Annotated in this window: 24 protein-coding genes and 1 pseudogene; 11 read left to right on the top strand and 14 right to left on the bottom strand. The window is 60.5% G+C overall.

Annotated features, from left to right (window positions below; translation table 11 throughout):
• Positions 1–8: 8 nt before the first annotated feature.
• Complete coding sequence (locus QTA57_RS08750) at positions 9–1988, top strand: capsular polysaccharide biosynthesis protein (protein WP_290154596.1); 1980 nt, start codon at positions 9–11, stop codon at positions 1986–1988.
• Here the strand turns inward: QTA57_RS08750 and ribD are convergent.
• Positions 1985–3091: a bifunctional diaminohydroxyphosphoribosylaminopyrimidine deaminase/5-amino-6-(5-phosphoribosylamino)uracil reductase RibD gene (gene ribD, locus QTA57_RS08745; protein WP_290154595.1), complete on the bottom strand. Its 1107-nt coding sequence runs from the start codon at positions 3089–3091 to the stop codon at positions 1985–1987. The two genes, QTA57_RS08750 and ribD, sit on opposite strands and share 4 nt — an antisense overlap.
• 3 nt (positions 3092–3094) lie before the next feature.
• Positions 3095–3562, bottom strand: a complete 468-nt coding sequence (nrdR, locus tag QTA57_RS08740; RefSeq protein WP_145215743.1) for a transcriptional regulator NrdR — start codon at positions 3560–3562, stop codon at positions 3095–3097.
• Positions 3563–3787: 225 nt separating this feature from the next.
• On the opposite strand from nrdR, the gene QTA57_RS08735 reads away from it, so the two are divergent.
• Positions 3788–3991 carry a dodecin family protein gene (locus QTA57_RS08735; RefSeq protein ID WP_145215741.1) on the top strand — a complete coding sequence of 68 codons (204 nt, stop codon included), beginning with the start codon at positions 3788–3790 and terminating at the stop codon, positions 3989–3991.
• On the opposite strand, the gene QTA57_RS08730 is transcribed toward QTA57_RS08735, so the two are convergent.
• On the bottom strand, positions 3988–4404 hold the full coding sequence (locus QTA57_RS08730) for a secondary thiamine-phosphate synthase enzyme YjbQ (RefSeq protein WP_290154591.1): 417 nt from the start codon (positions 4402–4404) through the stop codon (positions 3988–3990). The genes QTA57_RS08735 and QTA57_RS08730 overlap by 4 nt on opposite strands.
• A gap of 52 nt (positions 4405–4456) precedes the next feature.
• Here QTA57_RS08730 and QTA57_RS08725 point away from each other — a divergent pair, with 52 nt between their 5' ends.
• Entirely contained in the window at positions 4457–5131 is a 675-nt protein-coding gene (locus QTA57_RS08725; RefSeq protein ID WP_290154588.1) for an SDR family oxidoreductase, read from the top strand.
• A gap of 26 nt (positions 5132–5157) precedes the next feature.
• On the opposite strand, the gene QTA57_RS08720 is transcribed toward QTA57_RS08725, so the two are convergent.
• The gene (locus tag QTA57_RS08720; protein WP_145215732.1) at positions 5158–5382 is read right to left on the bottom strand and encodes a hexameric tyrosine-coordinated heme protein; all 225 of its coding nucleotides are present in this window, start codon (positions 5380–5382) and stop codon (positions 5158–5160) included.
• A gap of 113 nt (positions 5383–5495) precedes the next feature.
• On the opposite strand from QTA57_RS08720, the gene QTA57_RS08715 reads away from it, so the two are divergent.
• Complete coding sequence (locus QTA57_RS08715; protein ID WP_290154584.1) at positions 5496–5960, top strand: MarR family winged helix-turn-helix transcriptional regulator; 465 nt, start codon at positions 5496–5498, stop codon at positions 5958–5960.
• Here the strand turns inward: QTA57_RS08715 and QTA57_RS08710 are convergent.
• Positions 5957–6631: a DUF2161 domain-containing phosphodiesterase gene (locus QTA57_RS08710; protein WP_290154581.1), complete on the bottom strand. Its 675-nt coding sequence runs from the start codon at positions 6629–6631 to the stop codon at positions 5957–5959. The genes QTA57_RS08715 and QTA57_RS08710 overlap by 4 nt on opposite strands.
• 160 nt (positions 6632–6791) lie before the next feature.
• On the opposite strand from QTA57_RS08710, the gene rpmB reads away from it, so the two are divergent.
• The 3 genes from rpmB (at position 6792) to QTA57_RS08695 (ending at position 8089) form a co-directional block, all read left to right on the top strand.
• Positions 6792–7079 (top strand): 50S ribosomal protein L28, encoded by a 288-nt coding sequence (rpmB, locus tag QTA57_RS08705; RefSeq protein WP_290154580.1) that lies wholly within the window; start codon positions 6792–6794, stop codon positions 7077–7079.
• A gap of 113 nt (positions 7080–7192) precedes the next feature.
• Entirely contained in the window at positions 7193–7534 is a 342-nt protein-coding gene (locus tag QTA57_RS08700; RefSeq protein WP_290154578.1) for a hypothetical protein, read from the top strand.
• Positions 7535–7582: 48 nt separating this feature from the next.
• Positions 7583–8089: a copper chaperone PCu(A)C gene (locus QTA57_RS08695; protein ID WP_290154577.1), complete on the top strand. Its 507-nt coding sequence runs from the start codon at positions 7583–7585 to the stop codon at positions 8087–8089.
• A gap of 115 nt (positions 8090–8204) precedes the next feature.
• Here QTA57_RS08695 and QTA57_RS08690 read toward each other — a convergent pair whose 3' ends face one another.
• On the bottom strand, positions 8205–8897 hold the full coding sequence (locus QTA57_RS08690; RefSeq protein WP_290154576.1) for an NAD-dependent deacylase: 693 nt from the start codon (positions 8895–8897) through the stop codon (positions 8205–8207).
• Between the two features lie 42 nt (positions 8898–8939).
• Between QTA57_RS08690 and QTA57_RS08685 the strand changes: the two genes are divergently transcribed.
• Complete coding sequence (locus QTA57_RS08685; protein WP_290154574.1) at positions 8940–9407, top strand: low molecular weight protein-tyrosine-phosphatase; 468 nt, start codon at positions 8940–8942, stop codon at positions 9405–9407.
• On the opposite strand, the gene QTA57_RS08680 is transcribed toward QTA57_RS08685, so the two are convergent.
• Positions 9365–9688 (bottom strand): hypothetical protein, encoded by a 324-nt coding sequence (locus QTA57_RS08680; RefSeq protein ID WP_290154573.1) that lies wholly within the window; start codon positions 9686–9688, stop codon positions 9365–9367. The two genes, QTA57_RS08685 and QTA57_RS08680, sit on opposite strands and share 43 nt — an antisense overlap.
• A gap of 95 nt (positions 9689–9783) precedes the next feature.
• Positions 9784–10833, bottom strand: coding sequence for a Glu/Leu/Phe/Val family dehydrogenase (locus tag QTA57_RS08675; protein ID WP_290154572.1), 1050 nt, complete (start codon positions 10831–10833; stop codon positions 9784–9786).
• A gap of 127 nt (positions 10834–10960) precedes the next feature.
• Here QTA57_RS08675 and QTA57_RS08670 point away from each other — a divergent pair, with 127 nt between their 5' ends.
• The gene (locus QTA57_RS08670; protein WP_290154570.1) at positions 10961–11416 is read left to right on the top strand and encodes an Lrp/AsnC family transcriptional regulator; all 456 of its coding nucleotides are present in this window, start codon (positions 10961–10963) and stop codon (positions 11414–11416) included.
• A 268-nt stretch (positions 11417–11684) separates the two neighbouring features.
• The gene (locus QTA57_RS08665) at positions 11685–12506 is read left to right on the top strand and encodes a DUF2189 domain-containing protein (RefSeq protein WP_290154568.1); all 822 of its coding nucleotides are present in this window, start codon (positions 11685–11687) and stop codon (positions 12504–12506) included.
• A 385-nt stretch (positions 12507–12891) separates the two neighbouring features.
• Here the strand turns inward: QTA57_RS08665 and QTA57_RS08660 are convergent, their stop codons facing one another.
• The 4 genes and pseudogenes from QTA57_RS08660 to QTA57_RS08650 all read right to left on the bottom strand — a co-directional run.
• Positions 12892–13752 (bottom strand): HAD family hydrolase, encoded by an 861-nt coding sequence (locus tag QTA57_RS08660; RefSeq protein WP_290154567.1) that lies wholly within the window; start codon positions 13750–13752, stop codon positions 12892–12894.
• Between the two features lie 5 nt (positions 13753–13757).
• Complete coding sequence (locus tag QTA57_RS08655; protein ID WP_290154565.1) at positions 13758–14264, bottom strand: hypothetical protein; 507 nt, start codon at positions 14262–14264, stop codon at positions 13758–13760.
• Positions 14265–14538: 274 nt separating this feature from the next.
• A complete protein-coding gene (locus tag QTA57_RS18590; RefSeq protein ID WP_407933506.1) occupies positions 14539–14637 on the bottom strand; it encodes an integrase core domain-containing protein in 99 nt (32 codons plus the stop codon).
• 13 nt (positions 14638–14650) lie between these two features.
• Positions 14651–14770: pseudogene (locus QTA57_RS08650) on the bottom strand (transposase); the annotation flags it as partial.
• A gap of 349 nt (positions 14771–15119) precedes the next feature.
• On the opposite strand from QTA57_RS08650, the gene lepA reads away from it, so the two are divergent.
• On the top strand, positions 15120–16919 hold the full coding sequence (gene lepA / locus QTA57_RS08645) for a translation elongation factor 4 (protein WP_290154564.1): 1800 nt from the start codon (positions 15120–15122) through the stop codon (positions 16917–16919).
• A gap of 23 nt (positions 16920–16942) precedes the next feature.
• Here the strand turns inward: lepA and QTA57_RS08640 are convergent, their stop codons facing one another.
• Positions 16943–17614: a hypothetical protein gene (locus tag QTA57_RS08640; protein ID WP_290154563.1), complete on the bottom strand. Its 672-nt coding sequence runs from the start codon at positions 17612–17614 to the stop codon at positions 16943–16945.
• Positions 17615–17627: 13 nt separating this feature from the next.
• Positions 17628–18101: a hypothetical protein gene (locus QTA57_RS08635; protein ID WP_290154562.1), complete on the bottom strand. Its 474-nt coding sequence runs from the start codon at positions 18099–18101 to the stop codon at positions 17628–17630.
• Positions 18102–18111: the final 10 nt, after the last annotated feature.

Genomic DNA, 18111 nt, shown 5'->3' with positions numbered 1-18111 from the left:
ACGCCCGGGTGCGCCGCATCCTGACGCTTGCGGGATATGAGTTGAAACTCGGCAAGCCCGGGCCGGAGGATGACGTACTGGTCTGGGGCCATTCGCCTTATGCCCCGCGCGGCGAGAAGGCCGCCGCTGCCACCGGCGCGCATCTGGTCCGGGTCGAAGACGCCTTTCTCCGCTCCCTACATCCGGGGCGAAGCGGCGAGCCGCCGCTTGGCCTCACGATCGACCGGCGCGGCGCCTATTTCGACAGCACCCAGCCCTCGGATCTGGAACACCTGCTGGCCACGCATCCGCTGGATGACACCGCGCTGATGGACCGGGCGCGCGATGCAATGGCCCGGATGGCTGACGCGCATCTGACGAAATATGCCGCCGTCGATCCTAAGCTGGAGCCGCCAAAGCCGGGCTATGTTCTAGTGATCGACCAAACCAAGGGCGACGCCTCGATCAGGCTCGGCGGGACCAATGCAGACACATTCCGCGAGATGCTCTATTGGGCGCAGGAAGATCACCCCGGCGCCCAGATCGTGATCAAGACCCACCCAGAGACCCGATCCGGCCATCGCGACGGGCATTTCGGTCAGAGCAATGGTGGCGAGACGGCCACCCTCTGCGACGCGGCGCTTTCGCCATGGCGGCTGATGGAAGGTGCGCGCGCGGTCTATACGGTCTCCAGCCAGCTTGGGTTCGAGGCGATCCTTGCGGGCCACAAACCCGTGGTCTTCGGCCAACCCTTCTATGCCGGATGGGGGCTCAGCGACGACAGGATGCCGATCCCGCGTCGCCAGCGCGCGCTGACCCGGGCACAACTCGTCGCCGGGGCGCTGATCCTCTATCCGCGCTGGTACGATCCTTATCACGACAGGCTGTGCCTGCTTGAGGATGTTCTGGGCGCATTGGAAGCCCAGGCCCGCGCTTGGCGTGCGGATCGCAAGGGCCATGTCGCGGTCGGCATGCGGGCCTGGAAACGCGGACATCTGCAGCAGTTCTATGGCGCCAGCGGAACCAAACTCAGCTTCGCGGACAGCCCTGATGCGGCAATTGCCGCCGAAAAGCCGGTCATGGTCTGGGCCGGGCGCGAAGACGCCGCACTCCGCGACGCCTGCCGCGCCGCCAACCGCCCCTTGACCCGGATCGAAGACGGGTTTCTGCGCTCACGCGGCTTGGGGGCCGATCTTGTGCCCCCGCTCAGCCTGGTCCGGGACGATCTCGGCATCTATTACGACCCAACCCGGGAAAGCCGCTTGGAACACCTGATCGCCGAGGCCGCAACCTGGCCCGCCAAACGCCTGGCGCGGGCCGACGCCCTGATCGGGCGGCTCTCCGCCTTGGGGCTCAGCAAATACAATCTCGGCCAGCCTCCCGCTCTGCCCAACCCCGAAGGACGACCCGTGATCTTGGTGCCCGGACAGGTCGAAGACGATGCCTCGATCCGGCTCGGCGCGGGCGAGGTCAGAACCAATCTTGACCTTCTGGAAACCGCCAAACGCCTGCACCCACAGGCGATGCTGATCTACAAACCCCACCCCGATGTGGAAGCGGGCCTGCGCCAAGGAACCGTCCCGGCGGAGGATTTGGCCCGGCTCGCCGACCATGTCGCCCATGACACGGACCCGGTGGCGCTGTTGACCCACGCGGATCGGGTCGTGACGATGACATCGCTTTTGGGGTTCGAGGCGCTCCTGCGCGGGGTTCCCGTCACTGTCTTGGGCACACCCTTTTATGCCGGTTGGGGCCTCACACATGATCTCGGCCCCGTGCCCGCCCGGCGGCAGGCCAAGCCGTCACTCGCCGCGCTGGCCCATGCCACGCTCATCGCCTATCCGCGCTATCTCGACCCGGTCACCGGCCTTCCCTGCCCAGTCGAAGTTGCGGTGGATCGGCTCGCTTCGGGCGAGGGTCTGGCGCGGAAACCAAGCCTCCGCGCTTTGGCAAAACTCCAAGGCTGGTTCGCCGGTCAGGCGTGGCTCTGGCGACGCAGGCGGCGTTAGCGCGGCGCGCGGGTCCATTCATGAAGAATATCGGCGCCCACGGGCTGGCTGCGCCGCAAGGTGAAGCACGGCGCCTCAGCAAGCGCCGCCACACCCATCGCGCCGATTGCCGGCTGCCCCTCCGCCCCCAAAACCATCCCGGCGGTGAACCCGACAAGATCATCCACCAAATCGGCCGCGAGCAGAGACGCCGCCAGCGCCCCGCCCCCTTCACAGAACACCCGGGTCAGACCTTCGCGCCCAAGCGCTTGCATCACATCCGCCACGTCCAATTGCCCGCCGGGTCCGGCCTTACAGGGGATCATACCTGCCCCGCGCGCGGCCCAAGCCATCCTGTCCTGCGGGTCCGCCGCGTCCCCATAACACAGCCAGAGCGGCACCTCGGGCAGGCTATTCCACAACGCGCCGTCAGTCGGAATATCCAGCCGTCGCGACAACACCACGCGCACCGGCTGATACGCCATGCCCAACCCGCGCACGGTCAGGTTCGGGTCATCGGCCCGCGCCGTGCCCGCACCGATCAACACCGCATCATGGCGCGCCCGCATCCCATGCACATGTCGCCGCGCCTCGGGCCCAGTGATCCATTTGCTTTCACCACTCGCGGTGGCAATCCGTCCATCAAAAGACGTGGCAAGCTTTAGTGTCACCGCAGGCCGGCCTCGCACGACACGGCTGAGAAAGCCCTGATGCGCCTCCGCCGCCTGATCTTGCAAAACACCGGTTGTCACGGCGATTCCGGCATCTTGCAGCCGCGCAATCCCCTTCCCCGCCACGCGCGGATCGGGGTCTTCCATGGCAATCACAACCCGCGCGACCGACGCGGCAATCAAGGCCTCAACACAAGGCGGCGTGTGCCCCTGATGGGCGCAAGGTTCCAAGCTGACATAGGCCGTTGCGCCATGGGCCGCGTCGCCGGCTTGAGCCAAAGCCTCCGTCTCCGCATGGGGTCGGCCACTGGGTTGGGTCCAGCCCCGGCCCAGAACCCGGCCCGCTTTCACAATCACACAGCCAACCGCCGGGTTCGGCCAAACCCGACCGTGCCCCCGCGCGCCCAAAGACAGCGCGAGCCGCATCCAGCGGGCATCGTCGCCCGTTGTCATCGCTTAGCTTTCGGTTGTGCTGGGCGGGCGCAGCTCCGCCACGAATTCCTCGAAATCATCAGCCGCCTGGAAGTTCTTATAGACACTCGCAAAGCGGACATAGGCCACCGTGTCGATCCGGGCCAGGCTTTCCATGACGATCTCGCCAATCGTGCCCGAGGGGATATCGGTCTCGCCCATGCTTTCCAAACGCCGCACAATGCCAGAGATCATCTGATCGATCCGCTCTGGCTCGACGGGACGTTTCTGCATCGAGATGCGGATCGACCGCTCCAGCTTGTCGCGGTCGAAATCCTCGCGCTTACCATTGGTCTTGATCACCACCAGATCGCGCAATTGAACACGCTCATAGGTCGTGAACCGCCCGCCACAAGCCGGGCAAAACCGCCGCCGCCGGATCGCCACATGATCCTCGGCCGGACGGCTATCTTTCACTTGAGTATCGACATTTCCGCAAAACGGGCAGCGCATCCACGTCCCCCTTTTCTGATCCCTTCGCACCCGAGTGACGAGCGCAACTCTGCCTGATAGGGTCTTCAGCCCTGTTATCCACAGGCACTATAGGAGCATGCATAGGGCTTGGGTAGAGGCGAATTGCCCCTACAGGATTTGGGGGGAGAAACTGCGGCACAAAACCCGCAACGGACCGCCCTTGAGTGGTAAAATACCCCCTCAACAGCCAACAGGAGACAGATCATGAGCATCGCCCGCGTGACAGAGATTTCCGCGACATCCACCGACAGCTTCGAGGCCGCCGTCCGCGACGGTATCGCCCGCGCCAACACCACCTTGCGCAATGTGACCAGCGCCTGGGTCAAAGAGCAGCGCGTGTCGGTATCCGATGGCACCATCCAACATTATCAGGTCAATCTGATGGTGACCTTCGTCTTGGACGACTAAGCCTTCAGGAGCATCGCGGCCACATCGCGCCGATGCGGGCGGCGGCGATGTTCCACCACATAAATCCCCTGCCAGGTGCCCAAAGCCAACCGACCGCCCGAGATCGGGATTTGCAGCGAGACAGGCATCATCGCGGCCTTGATATGCGCTGGCATGTCGTCAGGGCCTTCATAGGTGTGGGTCAGATAGTGCATCGACGGGTCGTCAGACGGCGGCACCAACCGGTCGAAATAGGCCGTCAAATCGGTCTGCACCTCAGGGTCGGCGTTCTCCTGGATCAACAGGCTGGCGGAGGTGTGCCGGATGAACAGCGTCAGCAGGCCCTCACCCTGCCCCGCCACCCAGGCCGCAACTTCGGTGGTAAACTCATAGAGTCCCGGGCCTTTGGTCTGGATTGTAAACGTGGTTTGCATGGCGCTATCTCATGTCATGCGCGCCCGCCTTGCAACCCATTGGAGCCTTATCATGACCCGCAAAACCCTTTTCATCACCGGTGCGTCCACTGGCATCGGGGCCGCAACGGCCCGCGCCGCCGTGGCCTCTGACTGGAATGTTGGGCTGATGGCCCGCTCCACCGACAAAGTGGCCGCCTTGGCCGAAGAGCTTGGCGGTGCGGCCTTGGCCTTGCCGGGCGATGTCACCGACCTGGCGACGCAAGAGCAGGCGCTTCTGGCCCTGCAAGAGGCGTTTGGCTCTGTCGATGCGGCCTTTGCCAATGCCGGCATGGGGGCGAATGCGCCTGGCACCGAGGCGGGCGATCCGGCGGAATGGGCCGACCTGGTTCAACTCAACATCATGGGGCTGCTCTACACCGCGAAAGCCGCGCTCCCCTATCTTCGTCAGAGCACGGGCCATATGGTTTTGACCGGCTCGATCGCCGGGCGGCGGCATGTCAAAGGCTCGATCTATGGCGCCACAAAATGGTTCGTGCACGGCTTTGCCGGCAATCTCGCCGAAGAAATGGCCGATTGGGGCGGACGCTGCACCGTGATCGCGCCTGGCATGGTGGACACACCGTTTTTCGACGCGCCAAAACCCGAGAAGCTACAGCCTGAAGACGTGGCCGAGGCGGTGATGCTGGCGCTGAACGCACACCCGCGCAACGCCGTGCGCGAGGTGGTGCTGATGCCAACGCAGTGACCTGCCGGAAGTTGCGGTGATCCCGTCTATGGGCGCCAATAATTGTTGGCCGCCGCGACGGTTTGGAAGTTGGTCGCCACGACATGTGACGCCGCCGTCAGACTATCTGCGTTATTGGCGTAATCCGGCCGCATCCGCTGACGCGCGGCATCATCGGGCTGGGTCTTCTTGACCGCCATTCGCGAGAGCATGATCGCCAGATCATAGCCCTTCTCTGGGGTTTCGGTGAGCAAGCTTGGTAGCCAGGACATATCGGCCTCCCTGATATATATCGTGCACGACTTATACTGCGGAGGCTTGAATGATCCGAGGCGTCATGTCAAGAACTTATATCGCGTGCGATACAAAACACACGGAGCCGAGTTTGAAACCCGACCGACTTCCAACACATGCTGAGGATATGTTCTGCCACGCGGTTTATACCGCATCCCACGCGATCAACCGCGCATATGCGCCGCATCTCAAATCCCTTGGGTTGACCTACCCGCAATACATCACCCTGACCTTGCTGTGGGAGCGGGACAGGCAGAAGATAAACGAGTTGGCACAGCAATTGCAGATGGAGACAAGCACGCTGACACCGCTTGTAAAACGGCTCGAAGCGCTCGGGCATGTGACCCGCAACCGTGGCAAAAAGGATGGCCGAGAGGTCTTTGTTCACCTCACGGCAAGAGGCGATGCCCTGCGGAAGCAAGCGCCCAACATCACTGCCTGCATGATCGACAAGACCGGCCTGACGCCAGACGAATTGACCGACCTGCAAAAGCTTCTCGTCAAACTGCGCGGCGGATTGCAAGACGCCAAACCGGTCGAGCGCGGTCCGACTTAAGGCCCATCACCCCCGCCGAGTTTATACGCCGTCAGACCCTCGGCCCCTTTCGGGGTCAGCGCATAAACGCCGGTTTCAACCCGCTCAAACCAGCCATAATGATCGTCGCGCATGATCGTCGTCGCCCGCTCAACGCCGGTGGCGGCTTTCACAACCGCGCCCTTGCTCGGCCCCTCACGAGCCAGATAGGCCGCGCAATTCAGCGCATCTTGCCGATAGGCGGTCACGATCCCGCCTTGCGTGCCGCCCGTGTTCGGGTCCCCAACCCGGCGGGCAAACTCGCGCAGCAACCGAGCCTTGCGCGGTTTCGAAATGCGCGGCGCATAGGGGCCGGGATCGCAATGCGCCTCAACAAACCCGTCTTTCAACCGCACTGTCAGAAGCCCCAGCCCCAAGCGCCGGGCCAGTTTCACATTCTCTGCCAGTGCCTTCTGAAACATCCGCCCGGTCTGCCGTGGCACGGCGAGATAAACCACATCGCTGACCGCCAAACGCGCCACCCCCTGATGAAACAACGCCAGCGAAAATCGAGTCTTCAACTCGACGATCACCACAGCCTCAGACCCGCGCTGCGCCACCACATCGGCGCCCGCAACCTCAGCCTTGACCTCATAGCCTTGTGCTTCGAGATACGCCTTCACCGGCGGATAGAGTTCGGTTTCCTTCACCATCGCCGCCAACCTAACGGCGCATCCGCCCCCTGTCAGGCCGCAAATCCGACGATTCCCGGCTTGACACCTTGCCCCCCTCGCCTTATCCCCCGCTCAGATTTCCGGGGCGCTGACAACGGTCACGCGCCCCCTTCCGTTTCTGAAACCCGAGGGTAGCCCCATGTCTCGCGTCTGCGAATTGACCGGCAAAGGTCCGATGACTGGCAACAATGTCAGCCATGCCAACAACAAAACCAAGCGCCGCTTCTTGCCGAACCTGAGCGATGTGACGCTCGGCTCCGACACGCTGGATCGCCGCTTTAAGCTGCGCATCTCGAATGCCGCGCTGCGCACCGTCGACCATCGCGGTGGCCTCGACGCATTCCTGGCAAAGGCGAAAGACAGCGAGCTGTCGCCCAAAGCGTTGAAAATCAAGAAAGAGATCGCCAAGGCCCAGGCCGACGCCTGATCGCCCTGATCTTGGTAAGATAGACGGCCCCGCATCCGCCGATGCGGGGCCGCTGTCATTTTGTCGCTTCCCATTTTCGCCCGGCTCGGCATAGACCTATGCCCATGCACCGGATGATCCGCTCCATAACCGCGCTCAGCCTCGCGCTGATCCTGTCGCTCACCAGCGTCAGCATGGCTTTGGCACGCGGCGATATGGCGGTGCATGGCACGATGATTCTCTGCCTCGGCGGTATGCAGGTCACGGTTGCCATCGGCCCCGATGGCCAGCCGATCCTGCACGAGCATGTCTGCCCGGATTGCACCATCGGCGCGCTCGCGCTCAGCACTGATCGCCCCGCCACAGAACCAACTGGCCTCTCGCGCCACCTAGCGCAGACGCCACACGCACTCTCGATCCATCCCTCTCCCGTGCACGGAGGTCAGGCCCGCGACCCGCCCGCGAATCTCGCCTGACACCCAACAACCCAGTTTTCGAAATTTGCACGCATGGAGGGACATCTCATGTCCATCAAACCGCTGGCGCTTGCCGCCGCCATCACCCTTGGCCTCACCCTTCCCGGCACTGTTCAGGCCCATATGATCGTCGAAGACGCCTATGCCCGCTCGGCCAGCGCCGTGGCGCAGACCGGCGCGGCCTTTATGGCGATCACCAACCATAGCGATATGGATGACCGGGTCGTCTCCGCCACATCCGACGCCGCTCAGCGTGTCGAGCTACACACGCATATCGAAGACGGCAATGGCGTGATGCGCATGGTCGAGGTCGAAGATGGCTTTGCGATTGCCGCTGGGGAAACGCATATGCTCGCCCGTGGCGGCGATCACATCATGTTCCTGGGCCTGACAGCCCCGTTTGTGCATGGCGAAGAGATCGAAGTCACGATCACCTTTGAACATGCCGATCCGGTGACGATGATGATCCCGATCGACCTGGAACGCCAGGATCATGGCAGCATGGACCATGGGAACATGGATCATGGCACGATGAGCCACGGCACCGACGGCTGATCCGGTTGGGATTTCGGCCGCTGTGGCTCTGTCCCTGCCATTGTGAGAAGCGGTCGAATAGCGGCGTGCCATATGGTCCATCTTCGATGGCGCGCCGCACCTACAAGGCCAGGGCTCAGCCCCGCAACACCGCCGCGACCCAGGCAGGCACCTCCGTGCTGGCCGCCCCGGCGAAGACCTGATCGAACAGGCCCGGCCTGCGGGTTGGTTCCAGATTGATCTCCACCGTTTCCGCGCCCGCGATCCGCGCTTCCTCAACCAGCCCGGCGGCGGGATAGACCTCGCCCGAGGTGCCAATCGACACAAACAGATCCGCCACGGACACCGCTTCGTAAATCGCCTCCATCTGATACGGCATCTCACCGAACCAGACGATATCGGGCCGCGTGGCGGGTTTGGCGCAGGATGGGCAGGCATCCTCCGGCACCATCGCGCGCAGCGCTGGCCACCGGTGCCCACAAGCCGCACAAAGCGCGCCGGTCAAGGTGCCATGCATATGGATCACCCGGTTTGATCCGGCGCGTTCATGCAGGTCGTCCACATTCTGAGTGACCAGCAACACCTCGCCCGGCCAATCCCGCTCCAGCCGCGCCAGCGCCTCATGGGCCGCATTTGGCGCCGCATCCAGCGCATTGGCCCGCCTTGCGTTGTAGAAATCATGCACCAGCGCCGGATTTCGAGCGAACCCTTCGGGCGTCGCGACCTCGGCCAAGTCATATTTCGTCCAAAGCCCGTCCTTGTCGCGAAACGTGCCAAGACCACTCTCGGCCGAGACCCCCGCACCGGTCAGAATGACAATCCGTTCCATCTGCGCCCCTTTCATGGCAAACCTGCCCGAAAGGAGTGGCCGATGACCACCCGTATCTTATGTGTATGCCTGGGAAATATCTGCCGGTCCCCGACAGGCCAAGCCGTCCTGGCCAGCACCCTGCCTGGGATCGAGATCGACAGCGCGGGGACCAGCAATTGGCATATCGGTGATCCGCCCTATGGCCCGATGATCGCAGCCGCTTTGAAACGCGGATACGGCCTTTCGGATCAACGGGCCCGGCAGATCGGCCCCGATGATTTCAACGCCTTCGATCTGATTCTGGCGATGGACCGCAAGAATCTGCGCGATCTCGACACCATGCGCCCAGCCGGTTCACACGCGCAATTGGCCCTTTATCTGAGCCTTTCGCCAGACACGCCCGAGGACGTGCCCGACCCGTATTACACGCGGGATTTTAACGAGACCCTGGATCTGATCGAGATCGGCGCGAAAGCCTGGGCGGCTCAGCCGCACATCGCCTCCGCCGTGTCCCCGAAAGAGCGGTAGCGGGTCCAAAACGCCTCATCGCTGGCGCGGTCCGATGTCCGCATGTCCTGCGCCCGCTGCGGGTCCGAGAAGAACCGCGCCGCTTGGCGCTGATCCGACCGGTTGAGCGTCATATCCGCCACCGTGCCGATACAGTCGCAAAGCTGCCGATTGGCGGCGCGGCGATCCGACTGATTACAGGCGCGTTCGATCACATTGGCGGAAACCGGGGGGCGATGGGGGCGGTGGCCATCATCAGCGCCACGGCCAAAAGGGCGAATTTCTTCATCTCGAAGCCTCATTCTTGCACGCAAATCGCGGGTCTGATGCCCGCCTCATTGCCCGCAAGAATGCCTCAAGACGGATGATTTTTCAACTGACAGGCACGTGACGCGCGTCATGCCGCCCGGGGCCTCTGCATCTTGCTGGCAACGGTCTCATCGGCCACACGATCTGGCCCCACAGCGCGGTCTGCCGCGCGGATGAAAATCGCCTCCAGCGTCGCGTCCAGTGCCGTAAGCTTCTCGCTGACAAACCCCTCCCGGTCTTCGATCCGCAGAATCTCCGTCGCCACGTTGATGATGCCCCCGGCATTGGCCACATAATCCGGCGCATACAGGATGCCGCGCTGATGCAGCGCCGCGCCATCCGCCTCAGTGGCCAGTTGGTTATTCGCGCCCCCCGCCACGGCCTGCACCCGGAGCGCCGGGATCGTTTCGGCATTCAGCACGCCGCCAATCGCGCAAGGCGCCAGAACATCCGCCTCCACCGCCAAAATCTCGTCAGGTGCCACCGTCGCCGCACCAAAACTCTGCGCCGCCCAGGCGACGCGCGCGGCATCGATATCGGCCACGGTCAGATCCGCCCCCGCCGCCCGGAGCAGCTTGCACAGATGCCAACCAACATGACCCAACCCTTGGACCGCCACGTGACGGCCCGCCAAAACCGGGCTGCCAAAGCGATGTTTCGCGGTGATCCGGATCGCATTGAAAATCCCCCGCGCAGTGATCGGCGAGGGGTCGCCACTGGCAAAATTGCCATCCGGCAGCCCCGCCACATAAGGCGTCACCGCCGCCATCACGGCCATATCCGCCGGGCTCATCCCCATATCTTCCGCCGTCCAATAACGCCCGGAAAGCCCATCGATCGCCCGCGCAAAGGCCCGAAGCTGCGCCGCCGTCTTAGCTTTCGGATCGCCCATGATCACCGCCTTACCCCCGCCTAACGGCAGATCGGCGGCCGCATTCTTGAACGTCATCCCGCGCGACAGCCGCAGCACATCCTCCAGCGCCGCCGCCTCACTGGGATAGTGCCGCATCCGCAGCCCACCTGCCGCGGGCCCAAGCTCCGTCGAATGAATGGCGATAAACCCGATCAACCCGCTTGCGCGGTCTTCAACCCGGATCACCTCTTCATGGGTGGGCGCGGCAATAGCTGTGACGTTCATGGGGGACCTCCTCTTTGCCCCAAGCCTAGCGTGACCAGATTAGGGATAGTCGGTAAAGATAAGCTTTGCATGCACCGGTTTTAGCGATTATCCCCAAAAGATGACCATTCCTTGGAGATTTCCAGCCATGGACGCCATCGACAAACGAATTCTCACCACATTGCAAGAAGACGGCCGAATCCCGATCATCGACCTGGCCGAGCGTGTAGGCCTCACACCGACCCCCTGCGCCCGCCGGATCGCCCGGATGGAAGCTGAGGGCATTATCACCGGCTACACCGCCCGCGTGGATCAGACCAAACTGGGCTACCCCCTGACGGTATTTGTCTTTGTCGAGTTGGACCGCCAAAGCCAGGACACGATCCGCGCCTTCGAACGTGCCGTGGCTCGGTTTGACGAGGTCGTGGAGTGCCACCTGATGACCGGCACCCGCGATATCCTCCTGAAGGTCGTCGCCCCGGACCTCACGGCCTTCGATCAATTCCTCGAACACAGCCTGATGAACGTCCCCGGCATCCGCGCCACCCGGTCGAGCTTCTCGCTGAGGCAAATGGTGGCGCGGGAGGGGGTGCCGGTGGCTTGATGCGCCAAATGACCCGCCGACCGCACAAAGCGTCGGTCAGATAACTCGGCGGCGCGTGAGCCGATCTAGGCGCGACCTGACCCCAGCGGGACAGACGCGCAGGGTCGCATAACGGCAAAACAACGGCTTCGCGGATTTAGCCGCCCAACTCCCGCCTTGCCCTTGTGCCCCACCTGATGCAGACTTCCACCCTGGGACGGCATGGCTGTTTCCGCTGCTCTGTTGGCAAACGGAACAATGCGGATTCATACTTTGGGAGGAGTATGTCATGACATCCAAGACCGCAGGGTCCACACCTCCGGACAACGTCACACCGCAGCCGCGGGCCCTGCCCAAGGTCAACAAGATAACTGCGCGGGATATCACCGCGTCGCTGAAGGCCGGGGTTTCCGACTTTCTGGCTCGCCCCGTCATGAGCGGCTTTTTCGGCCTGTTCTACGCCATGTTCGGCATCCTGTTCGTCTGGACCCTGATCTGGCTCGACATGATCTGGATGACCATTCCCGCTGTCGTTGCCTTTCCGCTGGTGGCCCCCTTCGCCGCCGCCGGGCTTTATGAGATGTCCCGCCGGTTGCAGAAGGCCGAGAGCTTCGGCTGGTCAGAGATCCTCACCGTCATGGCCCGGCAACGCAAACGCGAGATGGGTTGGATGGCCTTTGTCACCCTGTTCGTCTTCTGGGTGTGGATGTACCAGGTTCGGCTTTGGCTGGCGATCATCCTGCAGGATGCCTCCTTCTCGGATCTTGACGGGTTTTTGACCGCAGTCCTCTTTACGCCCCAGGGATGGACCTTCCTGGCCATCGGCACCGTCGCCGGCGCGTTCTTGTCCGCCGTTCTGTTCACGGTGACCGTCGTCGCCATGCCGATGCTGCTTGATCGGGAGGACATCGATTTCGTGTCCGCCATGCTCACCTCCATCCGTGTCGTCACGGAAAACCCGGTGGTCATGCTCACCTGGGCCGCAATCATCTCGGTCACCATGCTGGTGTCGCTGGTTCCAGCGTTCCTGGGCCTGATCGTCACCCTCCCGATCCTGGGCCACACCACCTGGCATCTCTATCAACGAGCTGTGACACCGGCGGAGGGGTGAGCAAAAGCGCTAGTGCGGCACGATTTGGGGCCGCCAGTCCGTGTCCACAAGGTCCACACGGGACAGACCGCCAAGACGAGCAGGCGCGCGCCCCGCGTTCGGCCCAGAATGGTTATCCATACCTCATGCAGCGGGTGCCCGCTGTCAGCCCAATGCGGACATGGCTGTTTTGTAGGCCGTGTGGAAAGCGGTCGTTCGCTGCGCTTTCCAGAGCGTCGTTGGGGCATTGCGATGGCGGGCGTTCATGCATGAACGAGTTCGAAACAATCTCTTTCGAGGGCTCTCTGCAGGAAGAGGGCGAGCCGTAGAATGGACCATTTCTTGGGGGGATTACGCTTGAACCAGAACTGTAAGAACAGGATTTTGCCCCAGCGCGCTTCTGACGTCAGTTCTTTCTCTCGATTTTCTGAAGGACCTCGGAAAATGAGTTTTCCAAGATTATGTCTGGGGCAACTCCGGCAGCCTGTTCCTTAAGCTTGATCTCCCTTTCCACATCCTCGGAGGTCCAGTGACTTACTCTGACAAGGGCTGCGTAGTCCTCCTCCGAGTGCTGCGTGCCATATTTTGCCCATGCTGCGCAAACTCCAGTGTTCTTCGCCATCATTACGTCCCGCGCAATGCTATCACCAATGTATAAACACTGTTCTGGCCTCGCTTGCTCGTTCGCGCAAATTTCAGCTAGTACCTCAGGGTTTGGTTTGCGTTGATGCTGCGAAAGTTCGACAACCTTTTGCATCGGAAAACTATCCAACCACCTGTTTCCAACTTCAGCTTTTACATGTGAGCTTAAGGTGCGTTCTCGGCAGTATACTCGAGAGAAGTAATCCAGCAGATCGAGGCGGCGAAGCCGATCAAGAACGGAGTATAGTTTGCCCTCGGTGTGGGCAACGACGGTGGCTTGGCGCTTTCTAAGACTATCCAGCCCCTCTTGTACGCCATCATACAGACGAAGGCTTCTCTTCCTTTCAATGTTGAAGGCGTGGAATGCGTCATCAAAAACCCTGGCAAGCTCGCGCCGGGTTGCATTTGGAAACCGCATTTTGACGATGTTGGTTTCCAACAGCGCGAAAGGGTGCTCGCTATCGTGATGGAGTTGGTGAACGCACCGAAGGTCGTCTAACAACTCCTCACGGTCGCATTCTAGGATCGCGACTGCCTTCTCTACCATTGCGTAGAACGACGGTACAAAATACCCAACCCAGTCGTATAGAGTATTGTCAAGATCGCAGATCACAAGTTTTGTCATTTGAATCAGTTGTTTGGAGTTGCTTCGTTATCAAGAGTATCCACAGGGTCTGTCGTGGAAGTTTGAGCTGTGATATCCAAAGATATCTCGTCTTCTGGATCAAAGGATGATGACAGATTTGTGAAGACAAAGAGCAGAAAGGCCGCAAGCCACAGAAAGTGCCTAGTGTTCCTATAGAACTGTCTTATTTTATCATGCGCCGTGACCTTGGTTGTCCCTTGATACTCGTACCGTCCATCTTCCCCGATTTCGACGGAGGCGTCTTCGTATCGACTGAAATGTGAGATTGACTGTGTCATGCCCTGCTCGAGATCGAAGATACGCTTCATGTAGTTCTCTTCGAAGTCCATGCCGAAGGTAACCGCTCCACGTAGCATGCGATGGTAGACCTTGAGATCTAACTGCTTGACGGCTTCCAGTGCCAGCCAAGCACCGAGTACTAGTAGGACGGCCACATGTATGCGAACTTCGTGGCCGAAGACTGGCAAGGGTAAATGAAAAGTCGTTGCCATTGCTGAGCAATACAATAGCAACGCCAAGTGCTGCGGCGACAAAGGTTAAGCCAAGCTGGCGTGATTTCACTTGCATCTCGTTAAAGTGCATTTGGGTGTCGACGACTTTTGCCCAAATATCTAGGTGCATTTGTTTTTCTTCATTCTCGCTCATTCCAATTCCTTTCGATCAAAACGAGGTTCAATAGAGTTGTACTGGTCCTTGTTCTGGGAGGTGAGATCGCTGACCTGCTCCCCTTTGAGTCCACGTTTATTAGTTGGCTCTGTGCAAGGTTTAGTCCTCTTCTGACCGTTGGTGATACTCCCGCGAGGTGAGCCCGTCGAGGCTCGAATGTGGGCGATGGTGATTGTAGTCTTCACGCCATGCCGCCATACCTGCGCCGCTAGTTGTAGAAGGTCGCGTCGCTGATCCCGTGCTTACGGCATAGGTCCGGCATGTTCATGTCCGCCTGGTTTTCCTTCAGAATGCCAATGGTCTGTGTTTCGCTGAACCGGCTTCTCTTCATCGTCTGTCTCCTCAATTGGAGAACAGGCTAACCTCAAATCGAGGACTATTCAGGGGAGCAGGTCACAGCAAACGATGGGTTTGAAGTGCCGCGTTGCAGCGCCTACCGGCGGAGTTAGAGGTCGGCTTTGGGCCGGTCATCGAACGTTGCAAAGTCCGGTTTCTGCGCATAGCTGAAAACGGGGTTAACGCAGCGAACGACCGTTTCCCGCCCTTCGCCACGTCCGTGCGCGGCTTGAATGCGCCACGGGCGCTTTCATCGGTCCTTCGCCCGCCCCACCGCTCTCCCCCCTTCCCTCCACCCCGGCTCTCGGCTACATCCCCTTGAAACACGCACCCAAGGGCCGTCCATGACCGACCTCTCCCGCATCCGCAATTTCTCCATCGTGGCGCATATCGACCACGGCAAATCCACCCTGGCCGACCGGCTGATCCAGCTGACCGGCACCGTGGCCGCGCGGGATATGCAGGAGCAGCTCCTCGACAGCATGGATATCGAGCGTGAGCGCGGGATCACCATCAAGGCCAACACCGTCCGCATCGAATACCCCGCCCAGGATGGCGAGACCTATATCCTCAACCTGATCGATACGCCCGGCCATGTGGATTTCGCCTATGAGGTCTCCCGCTCGATGCAGGCCGTCGAAGGCTCCCTCCTGGTCGTGGACGCCTCCCAAGGCGTCGAGGCACAGACGCTGGCCAATGTCTACCAGGCCATCGATGCCGACCACGAGATCGTGCCGGTCCTCAACAAAGTCGACCTGCCCGCCGCCGAGCCCGACCGGGTCCGCGCGCAAATCGAAGACGTCATCGGCATCGAAGCCCATGACGCCGTCGAAATCTCCGCCAAAACCGGCCTGGGCATCCCCGACGTGCTTGAGGCCATCGTCACCCGCCTCCCCTCCCCCAACGGCGACCGCGACGCCCCGCTCAAAGCCATGCTGGTCGACAGCTATTACGACCCCTATCTCGGCGTCGTCGTCCTGATCCGCGTCATCGACGGGGTGATCAAGAAAGGCGATCGGATCAAAATGATGGGCACCGGCGGCACCTACCCGGTTGACCGACTCGGCGTGTTCCGCCCGAAAATGGAAGACATCGCCGAACTCGGCCCGGGCGAAATCGGCTTCCTCACCGCGTCGATCAAACAGGTCCGCGACACCCGCGTGGGCGACACCATCACCCATGAGCGCAAAGGCGCGGAAACCGCACTCCCCGGCTTCAAACCCTCGCAACCCGTCGTTTTCTGCGGCCTCTTCCCCGTCGACAGCGCGCAATTCGAAGACCTCCGCGACGCGATCGAGAAACTGGCGCTGAACGACGCCTCCTTCTCCCACGAGATGGAAACCTCCGCAGCCCTTGGCTTCGGCTTCCGCTGCGGCTTCCTCGGCCTGCTGCACCTCGAAGTCATCCGCGACCGCCTCGAACGCGAATACGATATCGACCTGATCACCACCGCGCCCTCGGTGATCTACCATATCTATATGCGCGACGGCACCATGCGGGAGCTGCACAACCCCGCCGACATGCCCGACCTGACCCATGTCGACCACCTGGAAGAACCCCGGATCAAAGCCACCATCCTGGTCCCCGATGAATACCTCGGCGATGTCCTGAAACTCTGCCAAGACCGCCGCGGCATCCAGATGGACCTCACCTATGCCGGCACCCGCGCGATGGTGGTCTATGACCTGCCGCTGAACGAGGTGGTGTTCGACTTCTACGACCGGCTGAAATCCGTCACCAAAGGCTATGCCAGCTTCGACTACCAGATGATCGGCTACCGCGAGGACGCGCTGGTCAAAATGCAGGTGCTGGTGAATGACGAACCGGTCGACGCGCTCTCGATGATGGTCCACCGCGACCGCGCCGAGATGCGGGGCCGGGCGATGTGCGAGAAACTGAAAGAGCTGATCCCCCGCCACATGTTCAAAATCCCGATCCAGGCGGCCATCGGCGGCAAAGTCATCGCCCGCGAAACGCTCTCGGCTCTGCGGAAAGACGTGACCGCGAAATGCTACGGCGGCGACGCGACGCGGAAGCGGAAATTGCTCGACAAACAGAAAGCGGGTAAGAAGAAGATGCGCCAGTTTGGGAAGGTGGAGATCCCGCAGAGTGCATTCATAAGTGCGCTCAAGATGGATGGGTGATTCCTGTCAGCTAAACGAGGCCTTTAGTCACGATTTTCCATGTGCCCTCTTAGAATCTGGACCCGCTCGCTATCTTCACCAAACGCATCAATCATAAGGCCCTCAAACTGAGGGTCAATCCGCCACCAATTTATTCCGCGATCGCTCTGCAAGTCCGAAGATGACAACATCCACCTCATCAGTGTTTCTATATATGGCCTGGAGCCACTGCTTTTGGAGACCATGCGGTAATGCAATGCCAAGTGGCCGAGAAGAAAGAAACGGCTTATCTCCTCAGATGTCAATGAGGCATTATAGCGCCCAATTCGATTGCTGGCGCACCTACCCACGCAGTCAATAAGCTGGTCTACAAGAATAGTATAGCCATCTTCTGGAAATCCATTATCAAAATCTACGCGTATATATACGTCCAAAAAATCATTGCCGACAGAGCTTGATCCTGGGTTAGTAGGAGGGAGTATTGGGGGAAATCTAATTAGGAATCTAACGCCGCCACTTAAATCTTGAGAATCATTAGTGAACTCGTAGTAGAAAGTGCTCTGATCGCTTTCTTGACGAGCCAGCTCCTCCTCCCGACCAGCATAGCTTGCAATTACGCGAAAATCCGCATCAATTCCACTTGACTTAAATATGAGTGCATTAGAGGTCGCTGAGGTCGGGAGAAGAGAACAGCTTAGCCCAAGAAGAACTATCATGCAGAGCATTGGTCTATTCATTAGATTTCTTGCTCCTTGCGTCATTCACCATAAACCCAAGCACCGCAGCACCAGTAATGAGATATAGCAACCTAATGCTCTCAAAGAAGCGCTCCAGACTATCAAACAAATCATTCAAAGGCACGGCGTCCGATTCACCATTAGACAATGGAAAGACTTGCTGGTGCAATGCCGGAGTAAACCAGCTACGTAGATCTCGGTCGTCACTAAACGGCAGGGAGTTTCCAACCAAGCTAATGCCCAAAACTAAATAGACAGAGTATCCGAACAAGCATATCAAAATGCTAGCGGCTCCGATCTTTTGGGAAACGGGTCTCGGCGACAACGCTGCTATGGCTGCGGCTACGATTGGCGGTGTGAACTCCCCAACCAAAGAAACATCTTGCACAACGATCCGTGACATTGACGCGATAGCCCAAACAGCCGCGCTAGAAAAGTAATCGATATCACTATAGAACTCGATCAAGAACGACGCC

Origin of the sequence: Fontisubflavum oceani, from assembly GCF_030407165.1 — a bacterium.
GTDB classification, from domain to species: Bacteria; Pseudomonadota; Alphaproteobacteria; order Rhodobacterales; family Rhodobacteraceae; genus Rhodophyticola; species Rhodophyticola oceani.
This window is presented reverse-complemented; position numbering and strand designations above follow the sequence as displayed.

Bases quoted from the DNA above. Each gene is read 5' to 3' on its own strand.
- ribD (WP_290154595.1), bottom strand. From the start codon at position 3,091: ATGACAACGGGCGACGATGCCCGCTGGATGCGGCTCGCGCTGTCTTTG.
- nrdR (WP_145215743.1), bottom strand. From the start codon at position 3,562: ATGCGCTGCCCGTTTTGCGGAAATGTCGATACTCAAGTGAAAGATAGC.
- QTA57_RS08735 (WP_145215741.1), top strand. From the start codon at position 3,788: ATGAGCATCGCCCGCGTGACAGAGATTTCCGCGACATCCACCGACAGC.
- QTA57_RS08730 (WP_290154591.1), bottom strand. From the start codon at position 4,404: ATGCAAACCACGTTTACAATCCAGACCAAAGGCCCGGGACTCTATGAG.
- QTA57_RS08725 (WP_290154588.1), top strand. From the start codon at position 4,457: ATGACCCGCAAAACCCTTTTCATCACCGGTGCGTCCACTGGCATCGGG.
- QTA57_RS08720 (WP_145215732.1), bottom strand. From the start codon at position 5,382: ATGTCCTGGCTACCAAGCTTGCTCACCGAAACCCCAGAGAAGGGCTAT.
- QTA57_RS08710 (WP_290154581.1), bottom strand. From the start codon at position 6,631: ATGGTGAAGGAAACCGAACTCTATCCGCCGGTGAAGGCGTATCTCGAA.
- rpmB (WP_290154580.1), top strand. From the start codon at position 6,792: ATGTCTCGCGTCTGCGAATTGACCGGCAAAGGTCCGATGACTGGCAAC.
- QTA57_RS08700 (WP_290154578.1), top strand. From the start codon at position 7,193: ATGATCCGCTCCATAACCGCGCTCAGCCTCGCGCTGATCCTGTCGCTC.
- QTA57_RS08695 (WP_290154577.1), top strand. From the start codon at position 7,583: ATGTCCATCAAACCGCTGGCGCTTGCCGCCGCCATCACCCTTGGCCTC.
- QTA57_RS08690 (WP_290154576.1), bottom strand. From the start codon at position 8,897: ATGGAACGGATTGTCATTCTGACCGGTGCGGGGGTCTCGGCCGAGAGT.
- QTA57_RS08685 (WP_290154574.1), top strand. From the start codon at position 8,940: ATGACCACCCGTATCTTATGTGTATGCCTGGGAAATATCTGCCGGTCC.
- QTA57_RS08680 (WP_290154573.1), bottom strand. From the start codon at position 9,688: ATGAGGCTTCGAGATGAAGAAATTCGCCCTTTTGGCCGTGGCGCTGAT.
- QTA57_RS08675 (WP_290154572.1), bottom strand. From the start codon at position 10,833: ATGAACGTCACAGCTATTGCCGCGCCCACCCATGAAGAGGTGATCCGG.
- QTA57_RS08670 (WP_290154570.1), top strand. From the start codon at position 10,961: ATGGACGCCATCGACAAACGAATTCTCACCACATTGCAAGAAGACGGC.
- QTA57_RS08665 (WP_290154568.1), top strand. From the start codon at position 11,685: ATGACATCCAAGACCGCAGGGTCCACACCTCCGGACAACGTCACACCG.
- QTA57_RS08660 (WP_290154567.1), bottom strand. From the start codon at position 13,752: ATGACAAAACTTGTGATCTGCGATCTTGACAATACTCTATACGACTGG.
- QTA57_RS08655 (WP_290154565.1), bottom strand. From the start codon at position 14,264: ATGGCAACGACTTTTCATTTACCCTTGCCAGTCTTCGGCCACGAAGTT.
- QTA57_RS18590 (WP_407933506.1), bottom strand. From the start codon at position 14,637: ATGGCGGCATGGCGTGAAGACTACAATCACCATCGCCCACATTCGAGC.
- lepA (WP_290154564.1), top strand. From the start codon at position 15,120: ATGACCGACCTCTCCCGCATCCGCAATTTCTCCATCGTGGCGCATATC.
- QTA57_RS08640 (WP_290154563.1), bottom strand. From the start codon at position 17,614: ATGATAGTTCTTCTTGGGCTAAGCTGTTCTCTTCTCCCGACCTCAGCG.